Source organism: Kitasatospora sp. NPDC090308 (assembly GCF_044769485.1).
Lineage (GTDB): Bacteria > Actinomycetota > Actinomycetes > Streptomycetales > Streptomycetaceae > Kitasatospora > Kitasatospora fiedleri.
The window spans coordinates 194350-208203 of record NZ_JBIVXY010000005.1 but is presented as its reverse complement, the minus strand read 5'-3'; the positions used below and the strand labels follow the sequence as shown (position 1 = coordinate 208203).

At 72.4% G+C, this 13854-nt stretch carries 13 protein-coding genes; 7 read left to right on the top strand and 6 right to left on the bottom strand.

Annotated elements, in window-relative coordinates:
• Window positions 1-306: 306 nt before the first annotated feature.
• The gene (locus tag ACIQVD_RS14100) at window positions 307-801 is read left to right on the top strand and encodes a hypothetical protein (RefSeq protein WP_402288941.1); all 495 of its coding nucleotides are present in this window, start codon (window positions 307-309) and stop codon (window positions 799-801) included.
• Between the two features lie 372 nt (window positions 802-1173).
• Complete coding sequence (locus tag ACIQVD_RS14095) at window positions 1174-1755, top strand: GNAT family N-acetyltransferase (RefSeq protein ID WP_400686016.1); 582 nt, start codon at window positions 1174-1176, stop codon at window positions 1753-1755.
• A gap of 7 nt (window positions 1756-1762) precedes the next feature.
• Here the strand turns inward: ACIQVD_RS14095 and ACIQVD_RS14090 are convergent, their stop codons facing one another.
• Window positions 1763-3820, bottom strand: coding sequence for a glycosyl hydrolase family 28-related protein (locus ACIQVD_RS14090; protein ID WP_402288939.1), 2058 nt, complete (start codon window positions 3818-3820; stop codon window positions 1763-1765).
• A gap of 121 nt (window positions 3821-3941) precedes the next feature.
• Window positions 3942-4343, bottom strand: a complete 402-nt coding sequence (locus ACIQVD_RS14085) for a YkvA family protein (RefSeq protein WP_400686011.1) — start codon at window positions 4341-4343, stop codon at window positions 3942-3944.
• Window positions 4344-4534: 191 nt separating this feature from the next.
• Between ACIQVD_RS14085 and ACIQVD_RS14080 the strand changes: the two genes are divergently transcribed.
• On the top strand, window positions 4535-4777 hold the full coding sequence (locus tag ACIQVD_RS14080) for a hypothetical protein (protein ID WP_400686008.1): 243 nt from the start codon (window positions 4535-4537) through the stop codon (window positions 4775-4777).
• Between the two features lie 133 nt (window positions 4778-4910).
• Here ACIQVD_RS14080 and ACIQVD_RS14075 read toward each other — a convergent pair whose 3' ends face one another.
• Entirely contained in the window at window positions 4911-5495 is a 585-nt protein-coding gene (locus ACIQVD_RS14075) for an isochorismatase family protein (protein ID WP_400686005.1), read from the bottom strand.
• A 160-nt stretch (window positions 5496-5655) separates the two neighbouring features.
• Complete coding sequence (locus tag ACIQVD_RS14070) at window positions 5656-6150, bottom strand: glutathione peroxidase (RefSeq protein ID WP_100835088.1); 495 nt, start codon at window positions 6148-6150, stop codon at window positions 5656-5658.
• 186 nt (window positions 6151-6336) lie between these two features.
• Between ACIQVD_RS14070 and ACIQVD_RS14065 the strand changes: the two genes are divergently transcribed.
• The 3 genes from ACIQVD_RS14065 to ACIQVD_RS14055 all read left to right on the top strand — a co-directional run bounded on the left by ACIQVD_RS14065 (window position 6337) and on the right by ACIQVD_RS14055 (window position 8446).
• Window positions 6337-7041 carry a flavodoxin family protein gene (locus ACIQVD_RS14065; protein ID WP_400686002.1) on the top strand — a complete coding sequence of 235 codons (705 nt, stop codon included), beginning with the start codon at window positions 6337-6339 and terminating at the stop codon, window positions 7039-7041.
• Window positions 7042-7138: 97 nt separating this feature from the next.
• On the top strand, window positions 7139-7501 hold the full coding sequence (locus ACIQVD_RS14060) for a hypothetical protein (RefSeq protein WP_400686000.1): 363 nt from the start codon (window positions 7139-7141) through the stop codon (window positions 7499-7501).
• Window positions 7502-7564: 63 nt separating this feature from the next.
• On the top strand, window positions 7565-8446 hold the full coding sequence (locus ACIQVD_RS14055) for a class I SAM-dependent methyltransferase (protein ID WP_402288933.1): 882 nt from the start codon (window positions 7565-7567) through the stop codon (window positions 8444-8446).
• A gap of 321 nt (window positions 8447-8767) precedes the next feature.
• On the opposite strand, the gene ACIQVD_RS14050 is transcribed toward ACIQVD_RS14055, so the two are convergent.
• A complete protein-coding gene (locus tag ACIQVD_RS14050) occupies window positions 8768-9985 on the bottom strand; it encodes a cation:proton antiporter (protein ID WP_100835081.1) in 1218 nt (405 codons plus the stop codon).
• A 4-nt stretch (window positions 9986-9989) separates the two neighbouring features.
• A complete protein-coding gene (locus tag ACIQVD_RS14045) occupies window positions 9990-10460 on the bottom strand; it encodes a TrkA C-terminal domain-containing protein (RefSeq protein WP_100835080.1) in 471 nt (156 codons plus the stop codon).
• A 525-nt stretch (window positions 10461-10985) separates the two neighbouring features.
• Here ACIQVD_RS14045 and ACIQVD_RS14040 point away from each other — a divergent pair.
• On the top strand, window positions 10986-13562 hold the full coding sequence (locus ACIQVD_RS14040; protein WP_402288931.1) for a discoidin domain-containing protein: 2577 nt from the start codon (window positions 10986-10988) through the stop codon (window positions 13560-13562).
• Window positions 13563-13854 lie beyond the last annotated feature (292 nt).

The following is a 13854-nucleotide window of genomic DNA, read 5'->3' as shown; positions in this document are numbered from 1 at the left end:
CAACTGCCCACGGTGGCCCACCTCAACCTGACCACCCACCAACAGTTGCAGACCCCCGCCGGTAGAAGGACACCGTGTTGTACGTAGACAACACAGCACGGCTGACCCCCGCCTGCGCGGGGAGCAGTTGCCGTCCGGCGCGTTGGCATCCAGGGCGATGGGGTTGTCGGCGTACGCGTCGAAGTGCTCAGGCGGGTACAGATGGACGTGCGCAACCGCGTGACCCGTCAGGACTCATGCCCACCGCGGCGGTGAGGAGGGGAGAACCGCTTGTCGTCCGTGCCGGTGAGACCGGATGATCAGCTCATGTACACAGGTATGGGCGCCGCCGCCGACATCCCACTGAGTGCGCTCTTCCCCCGGCTGTCCGCTGCCGATGTCGAATCACTACAGCGCGCGGCTCGCAGCGTTGGCGGGACTCTGCCGGAGGCTGCCGCCAACGGGTGGGACTGGTGGCCGGAGCATGCGGTTTTCGCGGGGCCGCCGTCCCGGGCACGGGTGATCCTCATCCTGTGCGTTGTTCAGCCGTCGGAAGCAAGTGACTGGTTGGAGTTCCAACTTCAGGTGGGTTGGACGGGCCTGGGGCAGCATGAGGTGACCGCCTCGGTCAACGTGGGCTGCTGGTGCGAGACCGACCACGGCACCCACGACGTCGACATCCTCAAGTTCGTCGTCGGTGACGAGATCTCGCTGCCACGGGCCTTCGCAGCATGTGCCGAACGCATGATGGGCTGGGTGAACGACCCATGCGACGCAGACTTCTGGCGCACCCGGGAGGACCTGCCGGCACGTCAACCGTAGGCTCTGGCTCAGGCCGATTCGGTTCCTTCGCCCCGATCCGGGCCGGGCGGTTTCCTGATCATTGGCTGGGCACATTCGTCTGTACCTCGTGGAGCATGTTGGGGTGTATGCCGACAGGGGGCATCCCCGCGGGCGGAGGGTCCGGTGTCGTGGGGTGCACGGCGCCGGCTGGGCCCTCGGCGGGAGGGGTGTGCGGCGCGGTCGGCCCCCGGCCCGGGGTCGACCGCGCCGGTCGGGGGGTCCCCGCCGGGCCGTGGGGGTGGCCCGGCGGGGTGGGTGCTGTGGCACCATGGCGGTTCCGGCGTCCCGCCGTGGCGCGGTGTCCGCCTGGCCGCGCCCGTACCACCGCACCCCGTTTCGAGGAGAGCACCGATGACCGCCGCCGAGCCGACGTCCGCCCCGGCCACCGACCGGACTCCCGACCCGGTGCTGCGGCCCGCGGGGCCCGCGGACGTGCCGGCGCTGGTGGCGCTGGTGGAGTCGGCGTACCGGGGCGAGGCGAGCCGGGCCGGGTGGACCACCGAGGCGGACCTGCTGGCGGGGCAGCGCACGGACGAGGCCGCGGTGGCCGAGCTGCTGGGCCGTCCGGACTCGGTAGTGCTGCTGGTCGAGCGGGACGGCGCCCCGGTGGCCTGCTGCCACCTGGAGCGGCGCGGCCCGGCCGCGTACTTCGGCATGTTCTCGGTGTCGCCCGCCGTCCAGGGCGGTGGCCTGGGGCGGCGGGTGCTGGCCCGGGCCGAGGAGTGGGCCCGGGCCGCGTGGGGGTCGACCGCGATGGAGATGACGGTCATCGACCAGCGCGCCGACCTGATCGCCTGGTACGAGCGACGGGGTTTCGCCCGTACCGGCGAGTTCGAGCCCTTCCCCTACGGGAACGAGCGCTTCGGCGTGCCGCTCCGCCCCGACCTGCGGTTCGCCCGGCTGGTCAAGCCGCTGGAGCCGCAGGGGGAGTGACGGCCGGTCACCAGTTGGAGGGGGCGGGCGGGGCGACCACCGGCGGGCGGTCGTCGCAGGTGATGGTGTTGGGCAGCTCCCAGGAGGCCAGCCAGTCGCCGGTGGTGCCGCCGCCGGAGTTGCCGCCCAGGTCGGCGACCGAGAACTCGGAGCCGGCCGGGGTGAAGTGGAAGGTGCCGCAGTTGTTGACGCCGACGGCGCCGACGTTGCGGGCCACCACGTTCTGGAAGCTGGCCGAGCCGGCCACCCGGGCGCTGAGCACCGAGGTGCCGGTGCCGTCGATCCGGACGTCCTTGAAGGCCAGGTTCGACAGCTTGTACTGGTCCTTCACGCCCCACTCGGCGACCGCCATGATCGCGTTGTAGGTGGAGTCCAGGTAGTGGTCGCCGGTGACCTTGACGTCCGCGTCGATGTCCCGGTCCAGCACCTCGAACCAGATCGCGCCGAGGCCGATGTTCCAGTTCAGCTCGTAGGTGCCGGCCCGCACCGTGGTGTTGTCGGTGAAGTGCAGGTAGCCGGTGAACGGCTCGGCGCCGAAGCGGGAGCCGGCGTGCAGGCCGGAGCCCTCGCGGACCGGGTCGGCGACCAGGTTGTTCGAGACGGTGGTGTCGGTGCCGCCGTACACCGCGATGGCGTTGGCCAGGGTCGGCGACTGCACGGTGTTGTGGTCGATGACGGTGCGGGCGTCCTCGGTCTTCTCCGACCAGAGCGCGATGCCGTCGTCGCCGGTGTTGCGCAGGAAGTTGTCGCGGATCACCGAGTCGGCCACGCCGGTGTGGAAGTTGATGCCGTCGGCGATCTGGTCGGCGATCTGGTTGCCGGTGATCCTCAGGTTCTTCATCGGGCCGTCCAGCCAGATGCCGACCTTGGTGTGGTGGATGTACAGGCCCTCGATGCTGGAGTCGCTGAACGCCCCGCCGATGCCGTTGACCTGGTCGGTGTCGATCCGCTCCCGGACGTCGCCCTCGATCGCGAACCCGGACAGGTGGACGTTGCGGCTGCCGCCCTGCGCCGCGTCCTTGCCGTAGAGGCCGACGCCGGTGTGCACGCTGCCGTCCGGCGCGGGGGCGGACAGGGTCTGCTGGCTGCCCTTGAGCACGGTGTACCAGCTGCCCGCGCCGATCAGCGTGACGTCGTCGACCACCAGGTGGCGGTTGACCTGGAAGACGCCCGGCGGCAGGTAGACCGGCAGGTGCAGCAGCTTGGCGAGCTGGACGGCCCGGTCGATGGCGTCCGCGGAGTCGCGCCGCCCGGTCGGGTCGGCGCCCAGCGCGAGCACGTTGACGGCCTTCAGCTCGACGTGCGGCGCGGCCACCAGCTGGGAGTCCAGCAGGTCGATCGCCGCCCAGGGCGCCTTGGACCCGGCGGGCAGCGCGATCCGGACCTTGTCGCCCGCCTTGTAGGTGCGGCCCAGCAGCAGCCGCTGCTCGTCGTACATGTGGCCGGGGCGGAACGGGGTGGAGACGGCCGGGGCGGGGGTGGTGTCGGCGGGCACGCAGCCGCACTCGGTGATCCACCAGTCGGGGTGCAGCAGCCCGGCCTTCGGGTCGTTGCTGAACGGGTACTGGTTGTACAGCCAGGAGTACTGGCTGGTGGCCGAGAGCTGCCGGCGGTCCTTGCCGTTGACGGTGACGTCCAGCGGCGCGGTGAGGCCGCCGCCGTTCGCCGCGTCCGGCAGGCTGTAGCGGACGGTGATCGCGTTGGCGTCCTTGGGGAGGGTGAACTCCACGTACTGGCCGGGCGCCAGCTTCACCGCGCTGCGGCCGGACGCCTCGGCGGCCAGGGTGTACGCGGTGCGGTCGGCGGCGATCACGCTGCCGTTGGTGGCGGCGTGCTCCGCCTCCTGCTCCAGGAAGTCCACCCGCGCGCCGCGGCCCGCGGTCAGCGCCGGGTCGATCCCGGCCCGGGTCACCGCGGCGTTGCTCCCGCCGGACGCGGACGCGGCCTGCGCGGCCGGGGCGCACAGCGCCACCCCCAGCCCGAGCACGGAGGCGACCACCACCGCTCCCGCGCGGGCCGGACGGGACAGCACGGAACGGTGGGGGGATGCGGGGGCAGCAGTCATCGGGGACCGGCTCTCTGAAAGGCGTGGTGGAAGTGAGCCGACAGTAGGGGGACGTGCCGCACCACCACAAGAGAGTTGCGCAGAAATTTCTTACAGATGTCAGCTTCTTGCGACTTGAAGGTTAATCGTTGCGGTGCGATCGGCTCCCGGCCCACTCCACGTACCGGCCCGACTCCCGGGTCAGCCCCATCAGGAACCACAGCAGCAGCGCCGTGTCGTCACCCCAGCCGATCACCGGCAGGAAGTCCGGCACCGCGTCCACCGGGCTGAGCAGGTACACCCCCACCGCCACCGTCAGCGCCGCCAGCTTCCCCGGCCCGACCCCCGGGTAGCGGCCGGTCAGCGCGTCCCGCAGCAGCCGGGGCAGCGCCCGCACCCGCGCCCCGAGCCCCGGCGCGCCAGGCCGCCGGGTCTCCCGGTACAGCCCCCACGCCGAGCGGGTCACCGCCACCCCGTCCAGCCCGCGCACCCGGGCCCCGCCGCCGGTGCCGCCGACGCCGCCCCTGCCCCGTCCCTTGCCCATCCGGTCCTCCCCGCACGTCCGGCCGGTTCCGCTCCCGGCCGGTTCCGCTGCCGGCCCTCCACGGTACGGGACGCCGCCCACGCTCCGGTGGTGCTCGGGTCGGTGCCCGTGCCGGTGCTCGGGGTGACGCGACACGCTGCGGGTGGCGGAGCGGGCGTGCGTCGCGCCGCGGCCCGGCCGATGCTGGCCGCATGACGAGCCACACGAACAGCAGCAGCACCGAGGAGCCCCTGGTCCGGGTCGCCGAGTTCCGCACCGACAGCCGCTACCGGCTGGTCCACTTCCAGGGGGAGGGCTGGAAGCCGCTCGCCCCCGAGGAGTTCGAACCCGAGGTGCGCCACCACTTCCCCGACCTCGACCCGCGCGACCCCGTCCGGGTGCACTGGGACGACCGCCCCTGGGAGTGGCCCGCCTGGCGCCCCGGCGAAGCCTGACCCGGCGCGGCGAAGCCTGACCCGCCTCGGCGGAGCCTGACCCGACGCGGCGGAGCCTGACCCGACGCGGCGGAGCCCGCGCCCACCGCCCCTCACGGGAGTCGGTGGGCGCGGGCTCCGCCGCGTCCGGACGTCAGCGGCCCGCGGCCAGCAGCGCCAGGACCTCCTCGGTGGTGCCGGTCTCGCCCAGTCGCGGGAAGATCCGCTCCACGCTGTTGCGGTGGGCCTCCGGGTCCATGTCGGTCATCGCGTCCACCACCGGCGTCACGTGGTAGCCGTGCTCGTGCGCGGCCCGCGCGGTGGACTCCACCCCGATGCTGGTGGCCACGCCGGTCAGCACGATCTGGGTGACGCCCCGGCGGCGCAGCTGCACGTCCAGGTCGGTGCCGTGGAAGGCGCCCCAGTTGTGCTTGGTGACGACCAGGTCGGACGGGTCGTGCAGCTCGGCGGAGAGCCGGTCCCAGCCCTCGGGGTGGGCGGCCCCGCCGCCGGAACGGTTCTGCTCGGTGCGGCCGGGCGGCACGTCCCCGCCGTCGGCGGCGAAGGACACCCGCACCAGCACCACCGGCAGCTTGGCGGCGCGGAACGCCCGGGCGAGCGCGACGCTGCGCTCCAGCACCTCGGTGGTGGGGTGCGGGGCGCCGGGGATGGCGAGGATGCCCTGCTGGAGGTCGATGACGACCAGGGCGGTGGTCGGGTCGAGCGCGGTGACGGACACGGCGGACCTTTCGGGGGAGGGGCGGGAGGGCGTGCGGACAGGCCGGAGCCCGGACTGTCCAGTTCCACTGTGCAGGTTACCTGTACAGTTCGAACCACCGGACCGCCCGGGCCCCGGACCCGTCACGCGACCGGGCGCCGCCCGGCCCCGGCCGCCCCGCTCAGCCGCCGAGCTGCGCCTCGATCGCGGCCACCAGCTCCGCCGACTCCGGCTCGGTCCGCGGCCGGAACCGCCCGACCACCTCGCCGTCCGCCGACACCAGGAACTTCTCGAAGTTCCACTGCACGTCCCCGGCCTCGCCCGCCCCGTCCGGGACCTCGGTCAGCCGCGCGTACAGCGGGTGGCGCTCCGCCCCGTTCACGTCGATCTTCTCGAACAGCGGGAACGACACCCCGTACGTGGTCGAGCAGAACTCCTGGATCTCCTCCGCCGACCCCGGCTCCTGCCCCATGAACTGGTTGCACGGGAACCCGAGCACGGTGAACCCGCGCTCCCCGTACGTCTTCTGCAACTGCTCCAGACCCGAGTACTGCGGCGTCAGACCGCACTTGGACGCCACGTTCACCAGCAGCAGCACCTTGCCCCGGTACTCGCCCAGCGAGGACGGCTCGCCCGCCAGCGTCCGGATCGGGAGCTCGAACAGCGAATCCACCATGACCTGAACCTGCTTCCTGTGCGACGACACACCAACGCCCCCGAACCTACCCCCCGTCCGGGCCCGGACGCCGGGACCCCCGACACCGCGGCCGCTGCGCCGTCCGGCGGAGGGTCCCCGCCGGGCGGCGGCCCGCGTGGTCCGATGGGCCACCGGAACAGCGGCGAGACGAACGGACGGACGGCGATGACCCAGTACTCCGACCTGCGGGCGGTCTTCCTCAACTGCACCCTCAAGCGCAGCCCCGAACGCAGCCACACCCAGGGCCTCATCGACCTCAGCGCCGGCATCCTGCGCCGCCAGGGCGTCCGGGTCGACGAGATCCGCGCCGTCGACCACGACATCGCCACCGGCGTCTGGCCCGACATGACCGACCACGGCTGGGACACCGACGAGTGGCCCGTCCTCTACTCCCGGCTCATGGACGCCGACATCCTCACCCTGGCCGGACCGGTCTGGCTCGGCGACAACTCCTCGGTGACGAAGCGCGTCATCGAGCGGCTCTACGCCTGCTCGTCCGTCCTCAACGACCGCGGCCAGTACGCCTACTACGGCCGGGTCGGCGGCTGCCTGATCACCGGCAACGAGGACGGCGCCAAGCACTGCGCGATGAACGTCCTCTACAGCCTCCAGCACCTGGGCTTCACCATCCCGCCGCAGGCCGACGCCGCCTGGGTCGGCGAGGCCGGGCCGGGGCCGTCCTACCTGGACGAGGGCTCCGGCGGCCCCGAGAACGACTTCACCAACCGCAACGTGACCTTCATGACCTGGAACCAGCTGCACCTGGCCCGGATGCTCAAGGACGCCGGCGGCCTCCCGGCCCACGGCAACCAGCGCTCCGAGTGGGACGCCGGCTGCCGCTTCGACTTCGAGAACCCCGAGCACCGGTAGCCGGCGCCCGCCCCTCCGGACCCGGACGGCGACTCGAAAACCGGAGATGCGCACGACCGCGTACCGCGGGGCCGGGCGGTGGCCTAGGCTCGGAGGCATGTCGAACCCCGACGGGCTGCTCGTCGATATCGCCGCGACGGTCGAATCCGAGCACAGCAACCAGATGTCCATGACAGTAGTGGTTCCCGGTGCGGTGATCACCGGCAGGCTCGCGCCGGCCGCCCTGTGGTGGGAGCGGGTGGCGGACGTCCTGCGCACGTCCGACCACCTGAAACCGTTCGCCACCCTGTTCAGCCACCCCGCCGAGCCCGCGCCCTCCCCGCCCACCCACCTCCACCTGCACCGGGCGAAGATCCTCCAGGGCGACTTCGGACTGCCCCACACCGGCGGCATGTACCGGATCGCCATCGCCGACATCAGCGCCTGGTCGGTCGGCGACCTCAGCTACTCCGACGACTGACCGCCCCCGCCCCACCGGGCCCCGCCCCCCGCCGGGGCGGGGCCCGGCGTGTTCAATGGGCCCATGGACTCCACGCACGGGAACGGACGGGCCGCCAGCCGGACCGCGGTGCTGGTCTGCCAGGGCCGGGCGGTCGCCGACGGCCGCACCGCGACGGGACGCTTCGCGGACCCGGTGGCGGTCCGGCTGCTGCGCCCCGCGGAACGGGCGGTGGTCGACGCCGTACGGGCCGGCACCCCGCCGCAGGGCTGGCAGGCCCGCACCGGGTACGAGAGCGTACGGGCCTGCGCCGAGGTGGCGGTGCCCCGGACGGTCGCCATCGACGAGGCGCTCCGGGAACGGGCCGGCGGCCAGCTCGTGGTGCTGGGCGCCGGGTTGGACACCCGCGCCTGGCGGCTCGCCGCGCTCGCCGACACCGACGTGTGGGAGGTCGACCACCCGGCCTCCCAGCAGGACAAGCGCCGCCGCCTGGCCGACGCCGAAGTCCGGCCCGTCGCCCGGTCGGTGCGCTTCACCCCGGTCGACTTCGCCGTCGACGACCTCGGCGCGGCCCTGGCCGCCGCCGGACACGACGCCGCCGCCCCGACCACCTGGCTCTGGGAGGGCGTCGTCCCCTACCTCACCCGCGACCAGGTCCGCGCCACCCTCGCCGCGCTCACCGCCCGCTCCGCCCCCGGCAGCACACTCGTCCTCAACTACCAGGCCCCCTCGGCCGCAGCGACCGTCGGACGGCTGCTGACCCGGCTGCTGCGCAACTCCATCACTGCGGGCGAACCCTGGCGCTCCCGGTGGAAGCCGGAACGGATGGCCGCCCTGCTCGCCGAACACGGCCTGCGGACGCGCTCCGACCGGGACCTGCTCACCCTCGCCCGGTCCCTCGACACCCCGGTCGCCACCCGCGCCTCGCTGCGTTCCGGTCGGGTGGCGGTCGCCGAACTCGCCTGAGTGGGCGGGAGGAAGGGGGAAGGGGAGGGCCGCCGGGGGGGCTCCGGTGGGGGCGCGTCGCGCTGTGCTCGGGCCAGGGTGGCGGTTGCCGAACTCGGGTGAGTGGGTGGCGGGAAGGGGTGGGGCGTCGGGGCTGTCGGTGTTGGCGGGCCGCCATTCGCGCTTCGCTGCGCTCGGGCCGGGTGGCGGTCGCCGAACTCGGTTGAGCGGGCGGCGGGGAGAAGGCGGGCGGTGGGTGCCGACGGGACGTCAGACGCCGACCGCCCGCCGCCCCTTCGGGCAACGGGCGGCGGGCGGCAAGTGGCCGTCGAGCGCGGGTGGTCAGACGCGGATGCCGGGTTCTTCGGTTTCGGGGTGGGGGTGGGGTTCGGTCGTGGCGGTCCGGTCGCGGCGGGTGAGGCGGGCGGCGAGGGGTTCGGTCCAGCGGGCGGCGAGGGGGCCGATGATGACGAGGAGCAGGACGTAGGCGGTGGCGAGGGGACCGAGGGAGGGTTCGATGCCGGCGGTGACAGCGAGTCCGGCGATGACGATGGAGAACTCGCCGCGGGCGACGAGTGCGCCGCCGGCGCGCCAGCGGCCCTTGGTGGCGATACCGGCGCGGCGGGCGGCCCAGTAACCGGTGGCGATCTTGGTGAGGGCGGTGGTGAGGGCCAGGGCGAGGGCGGGCAGCAGGACGGGCGGGATGCTGGCGGGGTTGGTGTTGAGGCCGAAGAAGACGAAGAAGACGGCCGCGAACAGGTCGCGCAGCGGGCTGAGCAGGGTGTGGGCGCCTTCGGCGGCTTCGCCGGACAGGGCGATGCCGACGAGGAAGGCGCCGACGGCGGCGGAGACTTGGAGTTTCTGGGCGATGCCGGCGACCAGCAGGGTCAGGCCCAGGACGACGAGGAGCAGTTTCTCGGGGTCGTCGTGGGAGACGAAGCGGGAGATGAGGCGTCCGTAGCGCAGGGCGACGAACAGGACGGCGCCGGCGGTGGCCAGGGCGATGGCGAGGGTGACGCTGCCGACCAGGAGTCCGGCCCCGGCCAGCAGGGCGGTGAGGATCGGCAGGTAGACGGCCATGGCGAGGTCTTCGAGGACCAGGATGCTGAGGATGACCGGGGTTTCGCGGTTGCCGAGCCGGCCGAGGTCGCCGAGGACTTTGGCGATGACGCCGGAGGAGGAGATCCAGGTGACGCCGGCCAGTACGACGGCGGCCACCGGGCCCCAGCCGAGCAGCAGGGCCATGGCGGCGCCGGGCAGGGCGTTGAAGACGAAGTCGACCAGTCCGGCGGGGTACTGGCTCTTGAGGTTGGTGACCAGGTCGGCGGCGGTGTACTCGAGGCCGAGCATGAGCAGCAGCAGGATGACGCCGATCTCGGCGCCGGTGGCGACGAACTCCTCGCTGGCGCTGAGCGGGAGCAGGCCGCCGTGGCCGAAGGCGAGGCCGCCGAGCAGGTAGAGCGGGATGGGGGAGAGGCCGTAGCGGGAGCCTATTCGGCCGAGCAGCCCCAGGGTGAGGATGATCGCGCCGAGTTCGATGAAGACGGTGGCGGTGTGCAAGCGTTCACTCCCTTCCGAGGATCACGGCGGCGGCGTCCACGCCTTCGCGGGTGCCGATCAGGATGAGGGTGTCCCCGCCGGCCAGCCGGAAGTCCGGGGTGGGGGAGGGGACGGCGCCGGTGCGGCGCAGGACGGCGACGATGGAGACGCCGGTCTCGGTGCGCATCCGGGTCTCGCCGAGGGCGCGTCCGTTCCAGTGCGAGGAGCCGGTCAGTTCGACGCGTTCGGCGACCAGGCCGAGGCCGGAGGTGTGCAGCAGGTTGGGGCTGTGGTGGGTGGGGGTGAGCGCGTCGATGAGCGCGGCGCTCTCACCCTCCGTCAGGTGGAGGGAGTGGGCGCAGGCGTCCGGGTCCTCGCGGCGGTAGGTGTTGACGGTGCGGGTGCCGTCGCGGTGGGCGATGACCGAGACGTGTTGGCGTTCTCGGGTGGTGAGGTCGTACCGCACGCCGATGCCGGGCAGCGGGGTCGATTGCATGCGCGAAACGGGCACGGTGCATTCCTTCGGGTGCAGGTCGGGGCGGTCGTCCCACCCTTTCAGAGGTGGGCCCGAGATCGTAAGGGTCAACCAAAGGTAAAGGCATTCCCAAGAGGGTGACCTTCCCCACGCCGGGTCTCCCGTCCGGTCCCGGGCCGAGCGCGGGCCGAGCGCGAGCCGGTCCCGGGTCGAGCGCGGGACGGCGGGAGGCCGGAGACGGGGCGTCGGCTCCCGCGGAGCCCCCCGAACCGCGATCTGGGAGAGCGCTCTCCCTGCGCGATCCCGGGAAATCGAGATGTTGGCGTCAGGGTCTCTACTTTTCTCTCGCCATGAACTAACCTGATGCGGCGGCGTTTCCCCCAGGTGAAGCCGAGGTTTCAAGCCACCCCCACGGCAGGCTTGACGCCCGGTGCATCCTGGCGTGACACTCCGCCTGGAGAGCGCTCTCCGCTGTTTTCCCCACCCCACCCACCGCTCACAGCAGGAGGAGCCATGCGGCTCGCCCCTCCCCCTTCCGGTGCCCCCATGCGCCGGACGCCTGCCGTACTCGCCGCCGCGGCCCTGGTCGCCGGTGCCGTCATGACGATCCCGGGCACCGCGCAGGCCGCGGACTCGCTGATCTCGCAGGGCAAGGCGGTCACCGCGTCGTCCATCGAGAACGGCGGCACCACCGCGGCCGGTGCCGTCGACGGCGACCTCGGCACCCGCTGGGCCTCGGCGGCCTCCGACCAGCAGTGGCTGCAGGTCGACCTCGGTTCCGTTTCCAGTATCAGCAAGGTCCAGCTGAACTGGGAGAACGCGTACGGCAAGGCGTACCAGATCCAGACGTCCAACGACGGCACCACCTGGACGACGATCTACTCCACCACCACCGGCGCCGGCGGCACCGAGGTGCTGAACGTCTCCGGCTCCGGCCGTTACGTGCGGATGAACGGCATCACCCGCGGCACCGGATACGGCTACTCCCTCTGGGAGTTCCAGGTGTACGGCACCCTCGGCGGCACGCCCACCGGCAACCCGTCCACCCCGACGGGCGGGACCTGCTCCACCGACAACGCGGCCCAGGGCAAGACCGCCACCGCCTCCTCCACCGAGAACGGCGGCACCCCGGCCTCCTCCGCGGTCGACGGCAACCTCGGCACCCGCTGGTCCTCGGCCGCCGCCGACCCGCAGTGGCTCCAGGTCGACCTCGGCTCCGTGCAGCAGCTGTGCAAGGTCGACCTCAAGTGGGAGGCCGCGTACGGCAAGTCGTACCAGATCCAGGCGTCCAGCGACGGCACCACCTGGGCGACGATCTACTCCACCACCACCGGCGCCGGCGGCAACGAGACGCTGAACGTCTCCGGCTCCGGCCGCTACGTGCGGCTGTACGGCACCCAGCGCGCCACCAACTACGGCTACTCGCTGTGGGAGCTGGGCGTGCACACCGGTGGCGGCGGCTCCACCGTCCCGCCGGTGCAGGGCGGCGGCGACCTCGGCCCGAACGTGCTGGTCTTCGACCCGTCCACGCCGAACATCCAGGCCACGGTCGACCAGGTCTTCGCCAAGCAGGAGTCGAACCAGTTCGGCACCGACCGCTACGCGCTGCTGTTCAAGCCGGGCACGTACAACAACATCAACGCCCAGATCGGCTTCTACACCTCGATCGCGGGCCTGGGCCTGAACCCGGACGACACCACCTTCAACGGCGACGTCACCGTCGACGCGGGCTGGTTCAACGGCAACGCCACCCAGAACTTCTGGCGCTCCGCCGAGAACCTGCACCTCAAGCCGGTCAGCGGCACCGACCGCTGGGCCGTCTCGCAGGCCGCGCCGTTCCGCCGGATGCACGTCGAGGGCGGCCTCAACCTCGCCCCCGCCAGCTACGGCTGGGCGTCGGGCGGCTACATCGCCGACTCCAAGATCGACGGCCAGGTCGGCAACTACTCGCAGCAGCAGTGGTACACCCGCGACAGCTCCATCGGCGGGTTCTCCAACGGCGTGTGGAACCAGACCTTCTCCGGTGTCCAGGGCGCCCCCGCCCAGGGCTTCCCGGACCCGCCGTACACCACGCTCGACACCACGCCGGTCTCGCAGGAGAAGCCGTTCCTGTACCTGGACGGCAACGCCTACAAGGTGTTCGTGCCCGCCAAGCGCACCAACGCCCGCGGCACCTCCTGGGGCAACGGCACCCCGCAGGGCGCCTCGCTGCCGCTCAGCCAGTTCTACGTGGTGAAGGCCGGCGCCACCGCCGCCAGCATCAACCAGGCGCTCGCCCAGGGCCTGAACCTGCTCTTCACCCCCGGCGTCTACCACGTCGACCAGAGCATCAACATCACCCGCCCGGACACCGTGGTGCTCGGCCTCGGCCTCGCCACCGTCATCCCGGACAACGGCGTGACCGCGCTCAAGGTCGCCGACGTCGACGGCGTCAAGGTCTCCGGCCTGCTGCTGGACGCCGGCACCGTCAACTCCCCGGCCCTGCTCCAGGTCGGCAACGACACCCCGGGCGCGAACCACGCGGCCGACCCGATCGTCATCCAGGACGTCTTCGTCCGGGTCGGCGGCGTCACCGCCGGCAAGGCCACCAACGGCATGGTGATCAACAGCAACAACACCATCGTCGACCACACCTGGATCTGGCGCGCCGACCACGGCGCGGGCGTCGGCTGGGAGAGCAACCGCTCCGACTACGGCTTCGTCGTCGGCGGCAACGACGTCCTCGCCACCGGCCTGTTCGTCGAGCACTTCAACAAGTACGACGTGTGGTGGAAGGGCAACGGCGGCCGGACGATCTTCTTCCAGAACGAGAAGGCGTACGACGCCCCCAACCAGGCCGCGATCCAGAACGGCAGCACCAAGGGCTACGCCGCCTACAAGGTCGAGAACAACGTCACCACCCACGAGGGCTGGGGCCTGGGCAGCTACTGCTACTTCAACGTCGACCCGACCATCGTGATGGACCACGGCTTCGAGGTCCCGAACGCGCCCGGCGTCAAGCTGCACGACGTCCTGGTCAACTCGCTGGGCGGCAACGGCCAGTTCCTGCACGTGGTCAACAACACCGGCGCCGGGACCTCCGGCACCGGGACCGTCCCCTCCAACCTGGTCTCCTACCCGTAACGGGAAACCACGGCCAGTACGGAACCGGCGGCCACCGTCCCCATGCCCGGGGCGGTGGCCGCCACCGTTTCGTCCCGCCGACCGCACCGACCGCGCCGACCGGGCCGACCGCACCGGGCGCGGACGCGGAGAAGCCGGGCACCGCGCCCCGTGCAGGGGGAAGGGCGCGGTGCCCGGCGTGCCCTGCCGGGCCGGGGTGGGGCCGGGTGGGGCCCGGGTCGGCAGGGGTGGGGACGGACGGGCGGTGGGGGCCGCCCGGCCGCCTGGTTCAGGGGGTGCCGGAGGCGGGGCG

What these genes read in the sequence shown, in the direction of transcription:
- ACIQVD_RS14040 (WP_402288931.1), top strand. Translation starts at nt 10,986, where the DNA reads ATGCGCCGGACGCCTGCCGTACTCGCCGCCGCGGCCCTGGTCGCCGGT.
- ACIQVD_RS14060 (WP_400686000.1), top strand. Translation starts at nt 7,139, where the DNA reads ATGTCGAACCCCGACGGGCTGCTCGTCGATATCGCCGCGACGGTCGAA.
- ACIQVD_RS14065 (WP_400686002.1), top strand. Translation starts at nt 6,337, where the DNA reads ATGACCCAGTACTCCGACCTGCGGGCGGTCTTCCTCAACTGCACCCTC.
- ACIQVD_RS14095 (WP_400686016.1), top strand. Translation starts at nt 1,174, where the DNA reads ATGACCGCCGCCGAGCCGACGTCCGCCCCGGCCACCGACCGGACTCCC.
- ACIQVD_RS14080 (WP_400686008.1), top strand. Translation starts at nt 4,535, where the DNA reads ATGACGAGCCACACGAACAGCAGCAGCACCGAGGAGCCCCTGGTCCGG.
- ACIQVD_RS14070 (WP_100835088.1), bottom strand. Translation starts at nt 6,150, where the DNA reads ATGGTGGATTCGCTGTTCGAGCTCCCGATCCGGACGCTGGCGGGCGAG.
- ACIQVD_RS14045 (WP_100835080.1), bottom strand. Translation starts at nt 10,460, where the DNA reads ATGCAATCGACCCCGCTGCCCGGCATCGGCGTGCGGTACGACCTCACC.
- ACIQVD_RS14100 (WP_402288941.1), top strand. Translation starts at nt 307, where the DNA reads ATGTACACAGGTATGGGCGCCGCCGCCGACATCCCACTGAGTGCGCTC.
- ACIQVD_RS14055 (WP_402288933.1), top strand. Translation starts at nt 7,565, where the DNA reads ATGGACTCCACGCACGGGAACGGACGGGCCGCCAGCCGGACCGCGGTG.
- ACIQVD_RS14090 (WP_402288939.1), bottom strand. Translation starts at nt 3,820, where the DNA reads ATGACTGCTGCCCCCGCATCCCCCCACCGTTCCGTGCTGTCCCGTCCG.
- ACIQVD_RS14085 (WP_400686011.1), bottom strand. Translation starts at nt 4,343, where the DNA reads ATGGGCAAGGGACGGGGCAGGGGCGGCGTCGGCGGCACCGGCGGCGGG.